The sequence below is a fragment of the Alitiscatomonas aceti genome (genome assembly GCF_025567195.1).
Lineage (GTDB): Bacteria > Bacillota > Clostridia > Lachnospirales > Lachnospiraceae > Alitiscatomonas > Alitiscatomonas aceti.
Genome location: NZ_JAOQJF010000024.1, coordinates 12,861 through 33,863 on the forward strand (window position 1 = coordinate 12,861; position 21,003 = coordinate 33,863).

The 21,003-nt window shown below is 51.7% G+C and carries 19 protein-coding genes; 17 read left to right on the top strand and 2 right to left on the bottom strand.

Going from position 1 to position 21,003, the window contains the following annotated elements:
- Position 1 precedes the first annotated feature (1 nt).
- The 4 genes from OCV69_RS11525 to OCV69_RS11540 are packed head-to-tail and all read left to right on the top strand — an operon-like array spanning position 2 to position 3,752.
- A complete protein-coding gene (locus OCV69_RS11525) occupies positions 2–850 on the top strand; it encodes an ABC transporter permease (RefSeq protein WP_158359213.1) in 849 nt (282 codons plus the stop codon).
- Positions 843–1,814 carry a glycerophosphodiester phosphodiesterase gene (locus OCV69_RS11530; protein ID WP_262563106.1) on the top strand — a complete coding sequence of 324 codons (972 nt, stop codon included), beginning with the start codon at positions 843–845 and terminating at the stop codon, positions 1,812–1,814. Before OCV69_RS11525 ends, OCV69_RS11530 begins: the two co-directional genes overlap by 8 nt.
- Positions 1,799–3,178 carry an MATE family efflux transporter gene (locus OCV69_RS11535; protein ID WP_262563107.1) on the top strand — a complete coding sequence of 460 codons (1,380 nt, stop codon included), beginning with the start codon at positions 1,799–1,801 and terminating at the stop codon, positions 3,176–3,178. The genes OCV69_RS11530 and OCV69_RS11535 overlap by 16 nt, the downstream gene beginning before the upstream one ends.
- Positions 3,153–3,752, top strand: a complete 600-nt coding sequence (locus OCV69_RS11540; RefSeq protein ID WP_158359219.1) for a GNAT family N-acetyltransferase — start codon at positions 3,153–3,155, stop codon at positions 3,750–3,752. Before OCV69_RS11535 ends, OCV69_RS11540 begins: the two co-directional genes overlap by 26 nt.
- Before the next feature lie 21 nt (positions 3,753–3,773).
- Here the strand turns inward: OCV69_RS11540 and OCV69_RS11545 are convergent, their stop codons facing one another.
- Positions 3,774–4,889, bottom strand: a complete 1,116-nt coding sequence (locus OCV69_RS11545) for a DUF5722 domain-containing protein (protein WP_262563108.1) — start codon at positions 4,887–4,889, stop codon at positions 3,774–3,776.
- 235 nt (positions 4,890–5,124) lie between these two features.
- Here OCV69_RS11545 and OCV69_RS11550 point away from each other — a divergent pair, with 235 nt between their 5' ends.
- The 3 genes from OCV69_RS11550 to OCV69_RS11560 all read left to right on the top strand — a co-directional run bounded on the left by OCV69_RS11550 (position 5,125) and on the right by OCV69_RS11560 (position 7,353).
- Positions 5,125–5,673, top strand: coding sequence for a GrpB family protein (locus OCV69_RS11550; RefSeq protein WP_330599862.1), 549 nt, complete (start codon positions 5,125–5,127; stop codon positions 5,671–5,673).
- A gap of 62 nt (positions 5,674–5,735) precedes the next feature.
- Positions 5,736–6,191, top strand: coding sequence for a GyrI-like domain-containing protein (locus tag OCV69_RS11555; protein ID WP_158359223.1), 456 nt, complete (start codon positions 5,736–5,738; stop codon positions 6,189–6,191).
- A gap of 88 nt (positions 6,192–6,279) precedes the next feature.
- On the top strand, positions 6,280–7,353 hold the full coding sequence (locus OCV69_RS11560) for a PDDEXK nuclease domain-containing protein (RefSeq protein WP_262426802.1): 1,074 nt from the start codon (positions 6,280–6,282) through the stop codon (positions 7,351–7,353).
- 57 nt (positions 7,354–7,410) lie between these two features.
- On the opposite strand, the gene OCV69_RS11565 is transcribed toward OCV69_RS11560, so the two are convergent.
- Complete coding sequence (locus OCV69_RS11565; protein WP_158359225.1) at positions 7,411–8,328, bottom strand: putative ABC transporter permease; 918 nt, start codon at positions 8,326–8,328, stop codon at positions 7,411–7,413.
- A 174-nt stretch (positions 8,329–8,502) separates the two neighbouring features.
- Between OCV69_RS11565 and recQ the strand changes: the two genes are divergently transcribed.
- The 10 genes from recQ (at position 8,503) to OCV69_RS11615 (ending at position 20,686) form a co-directional block, all read left to right on the top strand.
- A complete protein-coding gene (gene recQ, locus OCV69_RS11570; RefSeq protein ID WP_158359227.1) occupies positions 8,503–10,359 on the top strand; it encodes a DNA helicase RecQ in 1,857 nt (618 codons plus the stop codon).
- A complete protein-coding gene (locus OCV69_RS11575) occupies positions 10,341–11,201 on the top strand; it encodes a LysR family transcriptional regulator (protein ID WP_158359229.1) in 861 nt (286 codons plus the stop codon). Before recQ ends, OCV69_RS11575 begins: the two co-directional genes overlap by 19 nt.
- 193 nt (positions 11,202–11,394) lie before the next feature.
- Positions 11,395–12,831, top strand: a complete 1,437-nt coding sequence (locus tag OCV69_RS11580) for a serine hydrolase domain-containing protein (protein WP_158359231.1) — start codon at positions 11,395–11,397, stop codon at positions 12,829–12,831.
- Positions 12,832–12,835: 4 nt separating this feature from the next.
- A complete protein-coding gene (locus tag OCV69_RS11585; RefSeq protein ID WP_022274720.1) occupies positions 12,836–13,204 on the top strand; it encodes a hypothetical protein in 369 nt (122 codons plus the stop codon).
- Between the two features lie 18 nt (positions 13,205–13,222).
- Complete coding sequence (locus OCV69_RS11590) at positions 13,223–15,067, top strand: peptide ABC transporter substrate-binding protein (protein WP_158359233.1); 1,845 nt, start codon at positions 13,223–13,225, stop codon at positions 15,065–15,067.
- A gap of 291 nt (positions 15,068–15,358) precedes the next feature.
- On the top strand, positions 15,359–16,210 hold the full coding sequence (locus tag OCV69_RS11595) for an ABC transporter permease (RefSeq protein ID WP_262563109.1): 852 nt from the start codon (positions 15,359–15,361) through the stop codon (positions 16,208–16,210).
- Positions 16,210–17,367 (top strand): ABC transporter permease, encoded by a 1,158-nt coding sequence (locus OCV69_RS11600; RefSeq protein WP_022274717.1) that lies wholly within the window; start codon positions 16,210–16,212, stop codon positions 17,365–17,367. Before OCV69_RS11595 ends, OCV69_RS11600 begins: the two co-directional genes overlap by 1 nt.
- 10 nt (positions 17,368–17,377) lie before the next feature.
- Positions 17,378–18,415: an ABC transporter ATP-binding protein gene (locus OCV69_RS11605; RefSeq protein WP_022274716.1), complete on the top strand. Its 1,038-nt coding sequence runs from the start codon at positions 17,378–17,380 to the stop codon at positions 18,413–18,415.
- A gap of 1 nt (position 18,416) precedes the next feature.
- A complete protein-coding gene (locus OCV69_RS11610) occupies positions 18,417–19,361 on the top strand; it encodes an ABC transporter ATP-binding protein (RefSeq protein ID WP_022274715.1) in 945 nt (314 codons plus the stop codon).
- Positions 19,362–19,381: 20 nt separating this feature from the next.
- On the top strand, positions 19,382–20,686 hold the full coding sequence (locus OCV69_RS11615) for a CapA family protein (protein WP_158359235.1): 1,305 nt from the start codon (positions 19,382–19,384) through the stop codon (positions 20,684–20,686).
- Positions 20,687–21,003: the final 317 nt, after the last annotated feature.

Sequence of the window (21,003 nt, forward strand, 5' to 3'; positions counted from 1 at the left end):
CATGAGACAAAAGACCCTGGGAAAGCTGTTTCCCTATCTGCTGATCCTTCCTTCCCTGATCATCCTGGCGGGAGTCGTATTCTATCCCATTGCGGCCAGCCTCCTCCGCAGCTTCCAGCTGGAGGAGGGCGGCTGGGGCCTGGATAATTACATTTACTTCTTTACCGACCCGATCCAGAGGAGGAATATCCTGTATACGCTCCAGATCGTGATCGTAACTGTGGTCCTGGCCATCGGGATCTCGTATTTCCTGGCTATTTATCTGAGGTTTTCCAACAGCTGGGCCAGCCGGATGATCGGGCGGCTGTATCTGCTGCCACGGTTTATTCCGGGTCTGGTGGCAGTCAACGGCATGATCACCGTGATCCGTGATTCCGGGCTGATCAACCGGATCTCCCGGCTTCTGGGAATGAACCTGCAGCTGGGACTTATGTACAATGGAAAGGGGATCGTGCTGATGAATCTGTGGTTTAACATTCCCTTTGCCACCATGCTGATGGCGGCTGCCCTCTCCAAAATCCCGGATTCCACCATTGAGGCGGCCAGGGACGCAGGAGCGGAGCGGTTCCGGATCCTGAGGCAGATGATTCTGCCTTTGACCTACCGGGATCTTTTCGTGGCGGCCACCTTCGTGTTCATGAGCAATATCAGCTCCTTCACAACACCGTATCTCATGGACGGGAATAATCCCCAGATGATGGGAATTTCCCTGTACACCCAGTTCAACAACGGCCACTATGAAAAGGCAGCGGCCCTGTCGGTGATCATGTTCCTGTTCTCCGTGCTGTCGGCGGCGGTCTATGTGTACACCAATATGAAAGAAAATGAATGGGAGAAAGGAAATGGCTGATTTTAGGAAGGACGGACGGCCCTGCCCCATCGCCCACAGAGGATGTATGGAGGCCGGGCCGGAAAATTCTCTCACAGCCTTTGAGGAGGCGGCGGCCCTGGGGGCCGGAGGCGTGGAAATGGACGTCCGCAGGACCAGGGACGGAAAGCTGGTGGTATTCCACGATGCAGATGTCAGGCGGCTTACCATGGGCTGGCAGGGGCCGTATAGCAGCGGCAAGGTAAAGGATATGACCTGGGAAAAGCTGAGCCAGGTGCGCCTTCCCTTTGGCGGCCATCTGCTGAAGCGGTTCCCGGAGGGCGGATACTCCAACGAGAAGCAGTATTATTATCCCTGGGCTGTGGCGCCGGAGCAGGAGGTCCTTTACCAGACGGAACGGTTTGAAAGCCGGGCGGAGAACGAGGAACAGGTCCTGTCAGCCGTGTACCGGCGGTATAAGGAGGAGTATGAACGGCGGTGCCTGGAGGACGGAAGGCTGGAGCGGATCTTAAGTCTCCGGGAGTTCTTCCAATGGCTCCGGACGCAGCCGGAGGGCTTTTTTGCTGAGGTGGAGCTGAAGGAAAGAGGGATCGCAGGGGCAGTGATCCAGATGGCGGAAAAGTGCCATGCAGCAGACCGGTGCATTATCTTCTCCGGAATGGAGGAGGTGGTCTGGGAGATCCAGGACTGGTGCCGGAGCCATAAAAAGCCAGAGGGTCTCCGGCTGGGAGCCAACATCCGCTTCTTGAAGGATGAGCAGAAGGAGATGCTGGACAGGGGGGATTTTTATGAGGTGGGACTGAATGCAGGGAGCTTTGGCAGCGAAGAGGTGGAGTATCTGCACCAGAAAGGGATCCAGGTCTTTTCCAACCTGGGAGACACGCCGGACTGGTGGGAAGCCCTGGACCATCTGGAGGTGGACGGCTTTAAGACCAACTGTCTCGGGCAGTACAGGAAATGGAGGCAGAAATGGGAGCGGAAGTAGAAAAGAAAGAAATGCGGGGGATAGAAACCATGACGGTCCAGGTGCCCTGGAAAGCCATTTTACGGTTTTCTATCCCTCTTTTTATAGGAAGCCTGTTCCAGCAGATATACAGCATGGCTGACGCAGTGATCGTGGGCCGTCTGGTGGGAGTAAAGGAGCTGGCGGGAGTGGGAGCCACGGGGGCCATGAGCTTTCTGGTCATCGGCTTTGCCACCGGGATCACCAGCGGCTTTTCCGTGGTCATCGCCCAACGGGCCGGAGCCGGGGACAAAGAGCAGATCCGTACCTCGGCTGCGGCCTGTGGCTGGCTGTGTGCGGCGGTGACGGCAGTCATGACCCTTTTAAGTACGGTCGGGGCAGATCCCCTTCTTCGGCTCATGAATACGCCGGAGGATATTTTCCAGTACGCCTCCGGCTATATCGGCATTATTTTCGGCGGTCTGGGAGCCGCCATCTACTACAATATGATCGCAGGGATCCTGAGGGCCGTGGGGGACAGCCGCACACCTCTGTATTTCCTTATTTTTTCTTCTGTCCTCAACGTGGTCCTGGATCTGGCGGCAGTCCTGGTATTTCACGGAGGCGTGGAGGGGGCGGCCGCAGCCACGGTTCTGGCCCAGCTGGCTTCCGCGGTCCTCTGCCATTGGTACGCATGGAGGAAATATCCGGACATCTGGCCGGAACGGAGGCACTGGTCTCAAAGTCTTTCCCAGGGCTGGAAGCACTTAAGGATCGGCCTTCCCATGGCACTCCAGTTTTCCGTGACAGCAGTGGGGATCATGATCCTCCAGGCCTACTTAAACGGCTTCGGCTCGGCGGTGATCGCCGGATACACGGCAGCCGGGAAGGTGGAAAACCTGGTGACCCAGCCCTTTACGACCCTGGCTGCGGCCATGGAGGTGTACTGCGGTCAGAATTATGGAGCCGGACGGCCGGACCGGATCCGCCAGGGCATCGTCTCCAGTCTGAAAATGGGAGGGGCTGCGGCTTTGGGAATGCTGGTCCTCAATGTGTGTTTCGGACGCCAGATGATCCGGCTGTTTCTGGAGCCCTATGATCCGGTAATCGTGGAGTACGGATATACATATCTGGTGATCATCGGCGTATTCTCCATGGCTCTGTGCGCTCTCCAGATCGTCCGCAGCTCTCTTCAGGGCATGGGAGAGGCTCTGGTGCCCATGGCAGGAGGCGTCCTGGAGCTGGCGGCCCGGTGGGGCGGCTGTGCGCTCCTGCTGCCCTTCGGCTACGCGGGAATCTGCTTTTCCACGCCCCTGGCCTGGCTTCTGGCGCTGACGCTCCTTTGTCTCTATTATAAAAAAATCCAGGGAGGAAAGCTGAATGTTAGACAAGAGTATTCCGTATAAGGACCTGATCATGAAGTGGGACGGGAACCGGCAGTGTCTGCTGCCGGTCTGTGTGCCTCCAGGATACCGTCTGCGTACCTGGCGGGAAGGAGACCAGAAAAACTGGGCCAGGATCCAGAAGGAGGCCGGGGAGTTTGGGGACATGACACTGGAGCAGACAGAGGCATGGTTTTTACAGGAATATGGAGACAGGAAAGAAGAACTTTCCTTCCGATGCCTGTTTGCAGAAAGCATGGACGGAGAAACGGACGGAGTCTGCATGGCATGGACAGAGGCGGGAACGGATGGGAGCCTTATTCCCTCCCTTCACTGGCTGGCAGTGCGGGATGCAAAAAAAGGCCAGGGCATTGGAACTGCCCTGGTCCGAGAGGCCCTGCGGGTATTCGCGGGCCGGGGAGAGGTCCCGGTCTTTCTGCACACCCAGCCCTGGAGCTACGAGGCTGTTGGCCTGTATTTAAAGGCTGGTTTTTTCCTGTGCAGGAGCGAGACCTTTGGAACCCATAAAAATCAGTTTCAGGAGGGGATCCGGATCCTGGAGCAGTACCTGGAGGTGGACCCCAGGCTGTGCCGGTAGGCCGGATCCCTTTTTTTCGTTTTACTGGAGATCCTTATACGTCTGCCAGGCTGGCTTCTTTGTCCCGTCAGTGCCGATGAGACCGAAGGCGTAGTGGGCTCCCAGAAGAGAAGGCTCGTCGTGCATGCGGTTTAAGAAAAAGCCTTCCACATAAGGGTTGGCCTTGGCCGCCTGGTAGGCCTCGGCGATGGACTGGGCCTGGAGCTCCAGGACCTGGCCGCCCCGCTCCGGAGAGTCGGAGGTGAAGCCCTGCTCGGAGAGGATCAGATGGCGGACCTTCCCCTCGGGAGAGAGCATATCCGGCTGCTGCATATAATCCGTGAGCACATGAAGGTTTTTCAGATTGATAATATACGTATCTGGGGTATCAAGTACGTGGATATCATCGGAAAATACAGGATCGGTGAAGGTCTCCGGATATGCGTGCCATGCGATTCCGTAGTCCGTATCCTTTAACAGGGCGTTGAGCCTGGGGAGCATGTCCATGACGCCGTACTTAAAACCCTCCAACTGGCCGCAGTTCCAGCGGAAATCAAAGGGCATATACACCCGGGCCAGGGAATTGGAGGCCTTGATGGTGTCATACCAGGTACGGAAGGAGGTGGCATAGTTGGAGCAGTAGGTGTTAATGTCCATGGAGCCTAAGTAGTTCCATACCTGACCGTCGTTGACCTCGTTGCCGATGACCCAGTTGGATACCAGGTTCCCGAAATTGCTGGTCAGGATCCCAGCGGTGTCCCGGATGGCCTGGACGCCCTGCTCATTTAAGGTATTGAAGCCATAATAGCTGACTCCGGCCACAGGTGCGGATACAGGCAGCAGCTCCGGCTTATAGGCCGCTGCGTTCCAGTCGTTTAAAACGATCATGGTAACGGTGATCCCGGCATTGTCCATGGCCCGCAGGAAGCTTCCGTAAGCGTTCATCATATTAGGCTGGAAGGCCCAGGACATGGGAAAGTTGCAGACCACCTGGGAGGCTCCCACCTCCACTACATCAGCTACCTCGCTTTCGCTGTTGATGAGCACGCCCTTTATATTAGACGGCTGACGGTAAAAATCCGCGTAGGCCGGCATCACAGAGCCCAGGCAGAGAACGGCCGCCGTCATAAAGGCGGTTAGTTTTTTCATAAGTCTCATATGGAATCCCCTTTCTTATTTATACTTACAATATACCCCGGATCCCCATTTGTGTCAACTGGGGATGAGGAAGCCGCTGTATGGAAAGCTCCAGCTCTCATTTTTTCATTAGTTTATAGATATCTGTGCCAGGAAAAACATTTTGCCGCTTCTGGAGTTGTGCTATAATAAAACCGAAATCACAGCAGATCGGGAAATAGAAGAAAGCCAGACTGGAATTCATGGAGGTTAAGGTATGATGACAGGGTTGAAGCGGGGGACGGTGAAATTAATACCTCATCAGGAAGAATGGGATCAGAATGCAAAAGAAATGATCGGGATCTTATTTGAACTTTTAAACGATGCGGCCATTGATATCCAGCATGTTGGAAGTACCGCCATTCAGAGCATACATGCAAAACCCATTATTGATATCGCAGTCGGCGTTGGAGAATTGAATGATATTTTGCCGTATATTGAATTATTAAAACAGCACGGTATTATTTACCGGGGAGAGGATGTTAAAGGGCAGATGCTGTTTGTGATGGGGGATTTTCAAAATGATACGCGAACCCACCATATCCATGTAGTTAAGTGGCGTGAAATGGAATGGAATCATTACATCAGCTTTAGGGACTATCTGAACACTTATCCGGAAAAAGCAATGATATATGACGAATGTAAGAAAAAATTAGCGGCACAGTTCCCAGATGACCGGAAAAGTTATACTGAGGGCAAGCAGGGACTGATTGAGTGTTTATTAAGGGAAGCAGATAGATGGAAATCTGGAGCCCCAGTATCATAACAGCCAGACTCTGAAGCGCTGGTTTCGGAATGAAGGATGCCCCGGGGGGGGGGAGATAAGGAATGGTTAAGGTGATAAAGGAAAAATTTGTTGTCATTGGAAAAGAGGGATCAACATCAGACGGCGACGGCTTTATCCAGAAACTGTGGTATGACGCAGACAGCCATTTTAGTGAAATCGCGCATCTGGCAAAGAGAGACGCAAAAGGAAGTATTGTGGGGATATGGGGTGCCATGTCGGATAGTTCCCGTTCATTTAAACCGTGGGAGGACGGCTTCCGTAAAGGCCTGTATCTGGCGGGAGTGGAGTGTGACGATCATGCGGAAGCACCTGATGGCTGGACGAAATGGATAGTACCTGGTTATGAATATATGGTCGCGGAAAATCATAAGGGAGCGTTTGAAAAAATCATCAGACAGATGAGCGAGGATGGGATTTCTCTGGCTGGAGCTGTTCATGATTACACTGACCCTGCAACGGGAAAGAGCTATCTGTATTTTCCCATAAGAGAAGTTTAATAGATCCAGGAAAGCTGCCTTTAGCGCAAGATGGCTTTGGATCTTTGAAGAGTTGGCGGCAGGGAATTATAAAAAGAAGGGGTAGAGTGTGGGTGAATTTATGAAATTTGAAATGTTAGCAGACAGTATAAAAGAAATAAATGTAAAAGCCGGTAATATTGCGAAATGTGCGGTGAATCAGTTGATGACGCTTAGAAACTGGGCGATTGGATATTATATTGTTGAATATGAACAAGGGGGAAGTGACAGGGCATCGTATGGCACACGGCTACTTAAAAATTTAGAAGAACAGATTTCTGAAAAAGGGATGAATTCTACATTGTTTAAGTGGTGCCGCCAGTTTTATCTTTTGTATCCCCAAATTGGTGCAGCAGTGTCACATCAATTTGGACTGCCATATTTTGAAAAAAGTGCGACAGCGTCGCACCAATTCGAGACAAAGCCTGAATTACTGCTTAATAACCTGTCCTTTTCGCATATAAGAGAGCTGCTGGTAATTGCAGATGATTTTGAGAGATTCTTTTATGAAACAGAGTGTATAAAGTGTAACTGGACTGTGAGAGAACTTCGCAGGCAGATAAAGACTAATCTGTATATAAGAGCTGGAATCAGTAAAAAGCCTGAATTGTTATTACAGGAAACGATGGGACACCCGGATAGTACCATGCTTACGATTAAAGATCCATTTACCTTTGAATTTCTTGGTCTAAATGCCAGAGACGCTGTAAGCGAATCGGATCTGGAACAGGCGCTTATGGATCATTTACAGGAATTCATGCTGGAACTTGGGCAGGGATTTTGTTTCGAGGCGAGACAAAAACGTATTATTATTGATGATAAATATTACTTTGTGGATCTTGTTTTTTATAACCGGCTACTGCATTGTAATGTGATCATTGAACTTAAAAATGATGAATTTAAGCATGAGGATTTAGGGCAGCTAAATGCCTATGTTGGTTATTATAAAAAGAATGAAATGTCAGAAGGCGATAATCCGCCAGTGGGGATTTTGCTTTGTACAGATAAGGGAGCGCAGATGGTTGAGTATGCCTTATCGGGAATGGATAACCAGCTATTTGTATCTACCTATATGCTGCACTTACCGGACAAGAAAACGTTAGAAGAATTTATGAGAAAAGAAATGAGAGAGATGGGAATATAAAAAGCACGAAAAACAAGCGGCCACGAATGACAGATCCAGCCGGCCAGTCCCCCATCCTTAAAACGGGGACTGGTCCTTCCCGCTGTCCTCCAGGTAATGGATCATGTCCTGGAATTCGTCCTTGTACCTGCGGGAGGAGGCGGTGGGATTGGAGCGGAGGACGGAGCGCAGGAATTTCCTCCGGTGTTCCCGGATGGCTGCCAGGGAGGCCTCCTTTTCCTTTAAAAGCTCCAGAAGCTGGGATTCGGATTTTCCCCGGAGCCCTTCCAGCCGGTTTCCGGTCCTGGAACGAAGCTCCTCCAGCCGCGCCTCCAGGTCCGCCCGTCTTCCAGCCAGCCGCGTCTCCAGGTCTGTCCGGGTCTCATGGAGACGGTCCTCTGCATCCATCCGTAAAAGTGCCGTCTGGACCCGGAGGATATCCAGATCCTGGCGCAGCTTCCGGGCGGCCTCCAGGGATCTGCCGAAGGCCAGAGCCTCTCTGGTGCAGACAATGGCATCAGCGGTGAAGACAACGGTCACTACGGCTACAAAAAGAATATCCCACATGACGGGCAGGGAAAGGACGGCCCGTTCAATGGGCTTGTGGATCACATGGGTCATAAAAATAGTCAGAAAGCCCCAGGCAATGGACGAGCTCAGGCAGATATAGCCATGGAGATTGAATTTCTGATTGCTGTAATCCCAGTAACGGACCTTAAAGAGCTGCTCCATGGCCCAGCCAGTGACATATTCCAGGATAGTCGCTCCGATAACGCCGGAAACCCAGGTGAGGAGCAGGCTGTCCTGGAACGGCTCCGACACCACCAGCATCATCACCGCCCCGCTGCCGTACAGGGGAAGCATGGGGATCCGTAGAAAGCCCCGGTTCACAAACCGGCGTTTTAAAATGGAGACGTAAGAGGATTCAAAGATCCAGCCAAAAAAGCAGTATAGATAAAAAAAGGTAAGCCATTGATACCAGGTATAAACGTGCATGATGTCCCTCCTTGAGATGTGTGAAAAGTAAGATAATGATACGGCAGAACAGGGACTTTTGCAAGGAAAATCGTTTCCCGGCCGCAGCGGCTTGTTTTTGCGGCTGGCAGCGGGTATAATGGAAATTAAGATCAAGAAAAAGAAGGACAGAAAACATATATATAAGGAACATTCATGAATAAATACGAAATTTTGAAAACATATTTTGGCTACGATTCCTTCCGGGGAGCGCAGGAGATCCTGATCGACCAGATCCTGTCCGGAAGGGACGTGCTGGGGATCATGCCCACGGGAGCGGGCAAGTCTCTCTGCTATCAGATCCCGGCTCTGATGCTGGATGGGATCACCCTGGTGATATCGCCCCTGATCTCCTTAATGAAGGACCAGGTGGGGAGCCTGAACCAGGCCGGGATCCATGCAGCGTACCTGAACAGTTCTCTTACTCCGGGCCAGTACCGGAAGGCCCTGTCCTATGCCAGACAGGGAAGATATCCCATCATCTATGTGGCCCCGGAACGGCTTTTAACGCCGGAGTTCCTGGATTTTGCCAGAAATGCGCGGATCTCCATGGTGGCGGTGGATGAGGCCCACTGCGTTTCCCAGTGGGGACAGGACTTCCGACCCGGCTATTTACGGATCGCGGACTTTATCCGGGAGCTTCCGGCGCGGCCTGTGGTCAGCGCCTTTACGGCCACGGCCACCAGGGAGGTGCGGGACGATATCCTGGAGCTTCTGGACCTTCGGGATCCTGCGGTCACGTCCACTGGATTTGACCGGGGAAATCTGTATTTTGCAGTGGAGACGCCCAGAGACCGGTACGGAGCGGTGAAAGGCTATATAGAAGAGCATTCTGGTGAAAGCGGCATCGTCTATTGCCTGACCAGAAAACAGGTGGACGAAGTGTGCGGCCATCTGATCCGGGACGGCTTTCCTGCCACCCGCTACCACGCGGGCCTGTCTGACGAGGAGCGGAGGAAAAACCAGGAGGATTTTATTTACGACCGCGCACCTCTCATGGTGGCCACCAACGCCTTTGGAATGGGCATCGATAAATCTAATGTCCGGTTTGTGCTCCATTACGGAATGCCAAAGAACATAGAAAGCTATTACCAGGAGGCAGGCCGGGCCGGCCGGGACGGGGAACCGGCGGAATGCATCCTGTATTACAGCGGCCAGGATGTGATCACCAACCGGCTGTTCATTGAGAACAACCGGGACAATCTGGAGCTGGACCCGGAAACGGCGGAGCTTGTCCGGGGAAGGGACCTGGACCGGTTAAAGAAAATGACCTTCTACTGCTGTACCAACGAATGTCTCCGGGATTATATCCTGCGGTATTTCGGGGAATACGGGTCCAATTACTGCGGAAACTGCGCCAACTGCCGGAAGGAGTTTGAAACGGCGGAGGTGACGGAGGCAGCCAGGATCATGATCGGCTGTGTAAAGGCCTGCGGGCAGAGATACGGGATCAACGTGATCCTGGATACGGTCCGGGGAGCGGAGACAGAAAAACTGCGCCAGTACCGGATGACGGAAAATCCCTGTTTTGGAAGTCTTTCCAGAGTGCCGGCATACCGGCTGCGCCAGATCATGAACCATCTTCTGCTGAACGGATATCTGGAGACCACAGACGGCAGCTATTCTGTGGTAAAGCTCACAGAAAGATCAGAGGACGTGCTCTGCGGCGCAGAGACCGTGACCATGAAGATGGCAAAAGAGCCGGAGCGGCGGCCTGGGAAGGCCCGGGAGGCGAAAAAGAAAAAGCCAGTCCTGGCCTCCGGCCTGCGGGAGGGGGACGAGCCCATGTTTGAAAAGCTCCGTTCCCTGCGGGCGGCCATTGCCAGAGAAGAAAAGGTACCTCCGTACATTGTCTTTTCTGACAAGACTCTGGTCCACATGTGTATTGTCCGTCCATCGGATAAGGCGGAAATGCTGACAGTCACTGGCGTAGGTGAGTTTAAGTACCAGAAGTACGGAGAGAGGTTCCTGGAGTGTGTAAGGGAGGCGGGAAAATGGAACTCTACCAGTTAAAATACTTTCTGTATGCGGCAAAATATGAAAATATCTCCAAGGCGGCCCAGGCACTCCGGGTCTCCCAGCCCTCCATCAGCCGGGCGGTGGCGTCCCTGGAAAAGGAGCTGCAGGTGGAGCTGTTCGAGCGCCAGGGGAAGCGGATCCTCCTGACCCGGGCAGGACTGACCTTCCGGGAGCAGATCTCCCCCATTTTGTGGAAGCTGGAGGGGCTGGGAGACGAGATGAAAAAGGTGCAGAAGGGCGGGGATACGATACGTCTTAATGCTATGTCGGTGGTGCCGCTCCTTTCCGGTATCATAAAAAAGTTCCGGGAGGAGGAGCCGGATGCGGCCTTTGTGGTGATAGACCAGAAGGAGAGCACAGACTGGCATCTGTGTATTTTAAGCGTTGGTCCCGGCATGTCCTACCAGGATGGCCATGAACTTTTGTCAGAGGAGGTCTTTCTTGGAGCATCGTCTGGAACCTGGCTGGGTGAAAAGGATGAGATTTCTTTGAGGGATGTGAATAATGAGAATTTTATCCTGTTGCCCCGGGGGAGAGTTTTAAGGAACCTGGCGGACACACGGTTTCGGGAGCATCATTTTATTCCACAGTTTTCCATGGAGTGCAATAATACCCATCTGGTGAGGAGTCTGGTCAGTGATCAGGTGGGAATCACCCTGTGGCCGGAATATTCCTGGGGAAAACGGCCGGATGTACATATGGTGAGGATTACCGAACCAGGCTTTAACCGTTCCGTATTTCTTCTGCGGCAGAAAAGTGGAGAAATACCGCCGGTGGCAGAGCGGTTTGCCCAGTTTGTAGAGGACTATATGAGAACACTGGAGCATGAAAAATAATGCACATTAGGAAGCGGCCCTGGAAACAGGGCTGTTTTTATTTTATTTCTTTTTCCTTATTCATTTTACACATATAGAGCATGCGAATTGTATATTGGACAATAATAAGTGGAATATGTATAATATGCTTAAATAATTGATGGTAAAACGATAAAAATTGTGAAAATTAACACAATAATGGAGGTGAGAGGAATTGAAACGGATCAAGGAGACCAACCGCCTGCTGGCGGAAAATCTAGTGAGATCCATTATGAAGGATTATGAGGCCTGCGGGATCGCAGCAGCCATAATCGACAAAAATGGTGTGACCCAGTACGAGAAATTCTGGGGAGTGAGAGATCTGGAATCCCAGAAAGAGCTGGATGGGGAAACGATCTTTGGACTGGCTTCAGTGACCAAATCCTTCACTGCTTTAGCTATTATGCAGATGGAGGAGCGGGGGATCCTTAAGCTGGACGACCCGGTAAGCCGGTATGTTCCGGAATTTACCAATAAAAACCAGAAAACCGTGACGATCCGACATCTTTTAACCCACAGCGGCGGCTTTTTCCCTCTTCCCAGGATCCTGGTGGATCAGGTGGCTGCGGAGATGGGGCTGGATGAGAAGGAGGTGGGAGATCTGGCCTACAATGACGCTCTGGCGGATGAAGGGGTCCGCCGGGTGGCAGAACGGCTGGATGCCCAGACAGAAGAAAGCGGCCTGAACGGAGAGCCGGGCGAATACTTGAGCTACTGCAATGACGGTTATGGCCTGCTTTCGGATATCATCCGCAGGCACGGCGGTGAACCCTCTTATGCGGAATATCTTTTAAAGAATATCATTGAGCCTCTGGGTATGAAGCGGAGTTTCTGTGATTTTGTCCGGCCCAGTCTGGATGTCAATGCCGCCACTCTATATAAAAAGGTAAACGGCGTTATGACAGCCTCCAGGGATTACCATGATCATGCCTTTGTACTAAACGGAGGCGGAGCCATGAAATCCACTCTGAACGATCTGAAAAAATATCTGGCAATGTATCTGAACGAAGGGAAAACGCCGGAGGGGATCCGGATCCTGGGCAGTACAGGGATCCGTGAGATGTGCAGGCCCCGCCAGGATTATGGAGCGTTTGGATATTACGGCTACGGTCTTTCCATGAAACGTCTGGACGATCTGAAGGTGGTGGAACATGGAGGGAGCCTTCCGGGAGTATCCTCCAATATCGCCTGGTCCAATGAGGCGGAGGCGGCAGTCATCGTTCTCTGCAATACCTCAGGAGTACCGGTACGGCTGATCTCCGACGCCCTGATGCGGATGTACAATGGGAGGAATCCGGTGGACCGCCGGGACGTATGGCAGGAAACATCCTGGGATGAGGAGACGATCCTGGAAGCCCAGGGAATGTATATTTCCGGAGAAGGGACAAAGGCGGAGCTTTACAGGAAGAAGGACGGGAGTTTGGGGGCAAGAGAGAATGGAAAAGAGATCCCCATTATCCCGGTAGGTCCCAAAACCGCCATCGTCCGGAATCAATATTCGGACCTTTTTATCCGCCTGATCCAGAACGAGAGCCGGGGCATCTACGCCATTGCTTATGGCAGCAGGCTGATCCCCAAAAGCCGGCAGGAGAAACGGGAAGAAGGAGAATAACGGAATGGGAAAGCAATACCAGATCCAGTGCTGTATTAGAAATCTAGTCTATGCTGCAGTCGCGGCAGCAGTTGTTTTTGTTATACGCAGGCAGTGGAATCTCATCGGGATCTCCGATGCCTGCGCTCTCTCTGGAATCGTGTTCCTGATCGTGGGTTTGTTCCGCCGGGCAAGATATATGAGGTTTTACGATCTTTGCATTTATGGAGCCATGCGGTTTAAAAGCTTAAGGACCAATCCGGGAGTTTCAGATAAGACATTCGGAAGCTATGGCGAATTTGTAGAAAAAAGACGGTATGAAAGAAACTATACAGAATCTTTTATTGCGGCGGCCAGCATGTTTATCTGCTCGCTCGCAATATTGGGCATATAATCAAGGAGGAAGAAAGCGATGAAAAAGACGAAAAAAATGCTGGCAGCCATGCTGGCAGTGAGCACTCTGGCGGCGGCGCTCTCGGGCTGTTCCGGTGGGAACAAGACCGACGGAAGCCTGGAGTTTACGGAAGCGGCATCGGCAGATGGCAATAATGGGACGACAGAGGCAGGGGCGTCTGAATCCAGCGAGGCGAAGACAGATCCCAATGGTGAAAAGCCTTCACCAGAAGGCTATGGGATCCTGCGGGAGGCGTCCACTGCGAAGATCGGTTCTTTGAACCCACTGACGTATACCCAGTCCTATGCGTCTACCCAGATCAAGCGCTCCTCTATGACTTTATACGGATATTTCCCCAGTGCGGATTACACTGCATGTGAAATTGCGGGAGAGCTGGCAGCGGAGGAGCCGATCCAGATGGATGAGGAAGGAAAGGTATGGCAGATTAAGGTCCGGGAAGGCTGCGTGTGGGAAAACGGAGATACCCTGGATGCCAACGATGTGTATTATACCTGGAAGATGATCCTGGATCCGAAGCTTGCGAACCTGAGGGCAAGTAACTTTGCCAATGACTCCATTGAGATCGTAAAGGCGATGGACTATTTCCAGGGCAATGCCTCCTGGGATGAGGTGGGTCTGAAGCTGATCGACGATCATACGCTGGAAATACATACCGTCAGCATGCACAATCCAACCGAGGTCATGATCCATCTGGCACATCCGGCTAACTGTATGATCAATGAAGAATATTATGAAAAAGGGATGAACGCAGATAGAACGGAGACCATGTACGGGACATCCCAGGAACATTATATTTCCTGCGGACCGTTCCTGGTGGAAAACTGGGTCAACGACGCAGAGATCACCTTTAAGAAGAACCCCAATTATCCATTTGCAGACCGCATCTGGCTGGCAGGGATCAATATTAAGGTTGTCGAGGACAGCAGTACACAGATGCAGCTGTTCGAAAACGGCGAGATCGATTACGTTCAGCTGTCCACATCCAATTACTTAAAGTATGAAGAGGATCCGCGGGTTCTTATGGCTCCGTATAACTCCGTGCGCCACGTGGTGATCAATACCATCAACCCGGAGAAACCGATCTTAGCCAATGAAAAGTTCAGACAGGCCCTTTATTACGGAGTAGACAGAGAAAATCTTGCGAGCCTGACTAAACAGGATCCGGCAGAGTATATTGTTCCCACCACCCATATGATGGATCTGAACAAAAATATCACCTTCCGTGATACCGAAGAAGGAAAAGCAAACAGAAAAGAAAACTACGGATATGATCCTGAAAAGGCAAAACAGCTGTTTGACGAGGCAATGTCCGAGGAAGGCCTGGACAAGCTGACGCTGACCATGCATTACTCTGACACAGAGTTAATGGCCCAGATGTCAGAATTCCTCCAGCAGAGCTGGCCGAAGCTGTTTGGCGCAGACCGGTTTGAACTGAAGCTCCAGGCGATGCCGGCCAATCAGCTGAGCCAGGTGAAGAGGGGATGGCAGACCAACCCGGCCTCTTACGAGTTAAGCTGGGGCGGCTGGGTAGGCAATGATCTGGCACCGTGGAACGCGTTTAAGTATTGGACGTCCTTCTACTCCAACAAAAACGAGCCGTTTATCAATGAAGAGTTTGATAAAGTATTCAACGCAGCGAACTTCGCAGATGATCGTTTTGACGAAGGTGTTCGTCTGAAAGAGGTTGCGGAAATGGAACGCTTACTGATCGAGCCGGCCAATGTTATTCCGGTAACACAGGACATTTATAAGTATTTAAAGGCTGATCGCTTACAGCTTTCCACAAACGGTTATGTAAACCGGATCGGCTTTGCCTGGGACTATTCCAAGATCATTGAATGATCCAGGATGGATCAATGATAGAAAAAGACAGAAGTAGAGTGACGAGACCACAGACAGGCTGCTTCATAAAAGGAGCAGCTTGTCATTCTTCTGAGGATTTTTGCGCTTAAGCTGTGCGAGAAGCCGGATATTGAAAAAATATAGCATCTGAAAAAGAAGAAATTAAATAGATGAAAGGAGTGAGGATCGGCAGTGTTTTGATATATTATTGACCGAGTGATCGCGTTATTTATCACATTGTTTATTATTGTATCCATTGCCTTTTGTGTTGTCCGCCTGATGCCGGGAAGCGTGTACGATCAGGATGGAGATCTGTCACAGACCGTTATTGATACTTTGAATGAAAAATATCATTTTGATGAGCCCATAATCAAGCAGTACGGCTATTTCCTGAAGAATGTATTCCTCCATGGAGACTGGGGCACATCCATGAAAATGCGTCCCAATGTACCAGTATTTGAGGTCATGAAGGACCGGATCCCGGTAACCTTGCAGATCAATCTGATATCGCTGTTTGCAGCCATACCGATCGGACTTGCAGCCGGAATCGTGGCGGCAATAAAGAAAAATACGATCATCGACCACTTTGTATCATTTATGGTGGTTATCTTCATTTCAGTGCCTTCATTCGTATTTGCCACATGCCTCCAGTATTTTGTGGGATATAAGGCAGGAGCTTTTCCGATCATATACGATGCGTCAGCCACTGGAATGGCAGCACTCCATTCCATGTTCCTTCCTATTTTAGCGCTGATGTTCAGCCCCATCGCCCGTGTTGCCCGTTATTTAAGAGCGGAGCTGGCAGAAACCATGAACTCTGAGTTTATGCTTCTTGCCAAAACAAAGGGCTTAACGTATGCACAGAGCACAATCCGCCATGGCCTCAGAAACTCCATGGTGCCGCTGGCCAATATTATCATTCCGATGTTTGCCAATGTTTTAGGCGGCTCACTGGTCGTAGAAAATATTTTCTCTGTTCCTGGAATGGGAGGTATGATGGTAGACTCCATCAACGCCAGCGACCACATGCTGACCGTGGCGATTCTGGTGTTCTACTCCATGATCTCGCTGATCACAGTTCTTATCGTAGATATTTCCTACGGCATCATTGACCCGAGAGTCAGAATGGGAGGGAAGAAGTAATGGTATTGTATGAAGATAACAAAGCAAAGTATGACGCAGTATCCAAAGACTTGTTCCGTCTGGTACAGAGAGATGAGAAGATCCATGATGTGGAATTTAAGACAAAGCCCATTGGATTCTTCATGGACGTATGGCTGCGGTTTGTAAAAAATAAGGCGTCTGTGATCGCGGCGGTCATCATTCTGATCATTTCGTTTTTTGCCGTGTTCGGTCCGGGCATGAATGAGTACACCTACGATGAGCAGCACACAGAGCTGACCAACATGCCTCCCAAGGTGCCCTTTATCGCAAAAATGAACCTGGGCTTCTTTGACGGCGGCTATACCATGGAAAACCGGAAATACGACAACTTAAACGATCCGGAAAAGTATCCGGAGGGCTGTATCCTGGAGGTCATCAACCCCAGACTGGTCAACGGGGAGCGGATCGTGGACGTGGTCGTGGACTATTATAAGTATAAAGGGCTCAGCGACGAGCAGTGCTTCTGGTTCGGAAGCGACTACCTGGGCCGCGATATCTGGACCCGTATGTGGAGAGGCGCCCGGGTATCCCTGATCATCGCAGTGGTGTCGGTATGCTGCAACGTGTTCATCGGCGTGGTTTACGGCTCCATTTCCGGCTATTACGGCGGAAAGGTGGACATGGTGATGATGCGTATCACAGAGATCATCAACGCCTTCCCCAGGATCGTTGTGGTGACCCTGTTCATCATGGTGTTTGGAACGGGAATGTTCTCCATCATCATGTCCTTAGTCATCAAGGACTGGGTGAGCACGGCCCGTATGGTCCGCTCCCAGTTCTACCGGTTCAAGGGGCGTGAGTACGTACTGGCGGCCAGGACCCTGGGCGTTAAGGATATGGCGCTGATCTTCCGTCATATTCTTCCCAACTCCATCGGCCCCATCATCACCAGCTCCATGATCGCCATTCCAACTGCCATCTTCTCCGAGTCCTTCCTGGCGTACATCGGACTGGGCCTCCAGGCTCCGGAGCCGTCCATCGGCGTTATGTTATCCAGAGGGCAGAAGGTGCTTTTACAGTATCCCAGCCAGGTGGTTTTCCCGGCGATCATCATTTCTCTTCTGATGATCTCCTTCAACCTGTTCGGAAACGGCCTGCGGGATGCCTTTGACCCCACATTAAGAGGAGCAGAATAGGAGGAAGAAGATGAAAGATCCAATCTTAGAGGTAAATAATTTGAGAGTCTCCTTCCGTACCTATAACGGAAAGGTCCAGGCCGTCCGCGGCATTGACTTTAAGCTGTTTGAGGGCGAGACTCTGGCCATCGTAGGCGAGTCGGGTTCCGGAAAATCCGTGACCACCAAGGCGATCTTAGGGATCCTTCCCAAAAACTCCATCATTGAGGAGGGGGAGATCCTTTATAAGGGAGACGATCTGACAAAATATAAGGAAAAAGACTTTTATAAGATCCGCGGAAAGGAGATCTCCCTGATCTTCCAGGATCCGCTTTCTGCGCTGAATCCTATCATGAAGATCGGAAAGCAGATCACCGAGGCCCTGGTCTTAAGAGAGCACATGACAAAGGAGCAGGCTAAAAAGCGCGCCATCGAGCTGATGGAAATGGTGGGGATCCCCAGGCCGGAGGAGCGGTTTGAGCAGTATCCCTTCCAGTTCTCCGGCGGTATGCGCCAGCGTATCGTCATCGCCATTGCCCTGGCCAGCAATGCCAGGATCATGATCTGTGACGAGCCCACCACGGCTCTGGACGTGACCATCCAGGCGAAGATCCTGGACGAGATCAAGGAGATCAAAAGAAAACAGAAGCTCTCCGTGATCTTCATTACCCATGATCTGGGCGTTGTAGCCAATATGGCGGACCGGATCTGCGTGATGTATGCCGGAAAGATCGTAGAGGTGGGAACAGCCAGGGAGATCTTTTACAGCCCGGCCCACCCCTACACCTGGGCCCTGCTTTCTTCTATGCCGGATCTGGAGACAAAGGAGCGGCTGTTCTCCATTCCGGGAACGCCGCCCAACATGATCTTCCCGCCCAAGGGCGACGCCTTTGCCGAGCGGAACCAGTATGCTATGCAGGTGGATTTTGAGGAGGAGCCGCCGTTCTTCAAGCTGAGCGACACCCATTACGCCGCCACCTGGCTTCTGCATCCCAATGCACCCAAGGTGGAAATGCCGGAAGCGCTTCAGCACCGGATCGCACGTATGAACAGGAAGGAGGGCGTATAGGATGGAACAGAACGCACAGAAGGAACGGGAGAAGATCCTGGAGATCAAAAATCTCTGTATGGAATTCCCCGCCGGAAAGAAAAAGACCGTAAAGGCCTTAAACAATGTGACCTTCGATATTTATAAGGGCGAAAACTTCGGCCTGGTGGGCGAGAGCGGCTGCGGAAAGACCACCCTGGGCCGTACTCTGATCCGCCTTTACAATCCCACCTCCGGTGAGATCCTGTTCAATGGGAAAAATATTTCCGGAAAGCTTTCAAAGGCAGACCGGGACTATGTCACAAGAAACCTGTCCATGATCTTCCAGGATCCGGTCTCCTCCCTGAATCCCCGTATGACGGTGGAGGAGATCATTGCCGAGGGCCTAAAGACCAGAGGAGAAAAGGATAAGGAGCTGATCCGGAAAAGTGTTTCTTCTATATTAAATAAGGTGGGACTGCTTCCTGAGCACGGCTCCCGTTACCCCCATGAGTTCTCCGGCGGCCAGAGGCAGAGGATCGGCATTGCCCGTTCCCTGGTGGTAAAGCCGTCGGTGATCATCGCCGATGAGCCGGTTTCAGCTTTGGACGTGTCCATCCAGGCCCAGGTCATCAACCTGTTAATGGACATAAAAAAAGAAATGGACTTGACAATTCTGTTCATTGCCCATAATCTTGCAGTAGTAAAGTATTTCTCTGACCGGATTGGGGTGATGCATTTTGGGACCATGGTGGAGCTGGCGGACGCGGATGAGCTGTATGCCCATCCGGTGCATCCCTACACCAAATCCCTGCTGTCAGCCATCCCCCAGCCGGATCCCGACCGGGAGAAGGACAAGCAGAGGCTTTACTATGATCCTTCCATGCATGATTACTCAAAGGAACAGCCCAGTTTCCAGGAGATCCGGCCGGGTCACTTTGTGTATGCTTCTGATTCCGAGATGGAACAGTACAGGAAGGAATTATAAGAGACAGGAGCAGAAAGAAAATGGGAAAAAATGTATTGAAGACCATTGCCACCGGCGACATGTTCATCACCCGCCGGATCGCAAAAGACGGTTACGAGGGGTTCGAGGAGGTCCGGGACTGCATCATGGAGCATGATGTGAAATTTTCCAACCTGGAAATGACCTTCCATGACCAGGAAGGATATCCGGCGGCAGAAAGCGGAGGCACCTGGGCCATGATGGAGCCGGGCGCTTTGGACGATATCCAGAGATTCGGCTTCAACCTCTACAACACGGCCAACAACCATTCCGGTGATTACGGCCAGGAGGGCGTCATGGCCACCATCCGCCATCTGAACGAGAGGGATATGGTGTTTTCAGGCACGGGAAAAAATCTGGGAGATGCCTCCAAGGCCTGCTATCTGGAGACCAGAAAGGGAAGGGTGGCGCTGATCAGCGTATCCTCCACCTTCAGCGCGGCTTCCAGGGCCGGCGGCCAGTCCCATCAGATGATCGGACGTCCGGGACTGAATCCCTTACGTTCCTCCACCAGATACCATGTGGATCCGGCCCATTATGAGATGGCCCAGGAGCTGGTGAAGGTAACGAAGGTCAATGCAGAAATGGAATTTGAGATCCGCAACGGATATTTTAACCCGCTGGAGCCGGGGGTCCTTCCCTTTGGAAACGCCGGAATGTTCATTCTGGACGAGAAGAACTGGATCGAGAGCATTCCCAACCAGGAGGACATGAAGCGGATCACCGATGAGATCGCAGAAGCCAGAAAACAGGCGGACGTGGTATTTGTCAGCTTCCACGGCCATGAGACCGACGGCGAGGACACCACCGTTCCGGCCATGTTCCTGGAGACCTTCTCCAGGGCCTGCATCGACGCCGGGGCCCATGCGGTGATCGGCCACGGCCCCCACGAGCTGCGCGGCATTGAGATCTACAAGGGCGGTCTGATCCTGTACAGCCTGGGAAATTTCCTGTTTGAGACGGAGACTGTGAGCCTCCAGCCCTATGACGCCTACATCAACCGGAAGATGCCACTGGATACAAAGGTGGGAAGCTACATGGATAACCGCAGCAAAAACGGGACCGTGGGCTACGGCGTTCTGGAGAACATCTGGAGAGCTGTCATGGCTGCCTGGGATATGGAGGACGGAAAGATCACCCAGGTCCAGCTGTATCCCATCACCCTGGGGCTCCACGATAAGCGTCCCCACAAAGGACTTCCCAGAATGTCCGGAAGCGAGGAGACCTTAAGATATCTCCAGCAGCTCAGTGAGCCCTACGGGACAAAGATCCGCATCGAGAACGGCGTCGGTTATATCGACCTGTAAGGACGGCGCTGGCTGAAAACGGAAAAATTTATGTACATAAGAGGGACTGCTGCAAAAGAGAAGCTTAGAAGCGACTCTTTTGCGGCAGTTCCTTTTTGCATGGAAAAATACCTCCGCAGTTCCGCAGGCTGATGCATATAACGGAATATTATGCATTTACAACTAATAAATATACAAAAAACTCTTGCAATCCGATTCCATGTAGGATATAATCATGTTAATTTACATGTAGAGAAAACCAAGGTCATTGGCGGCGGAGGAAGACGTATGCCGCCGGCATCCAATGAAACATGCTATGAATAATTATGGAGGGAAAG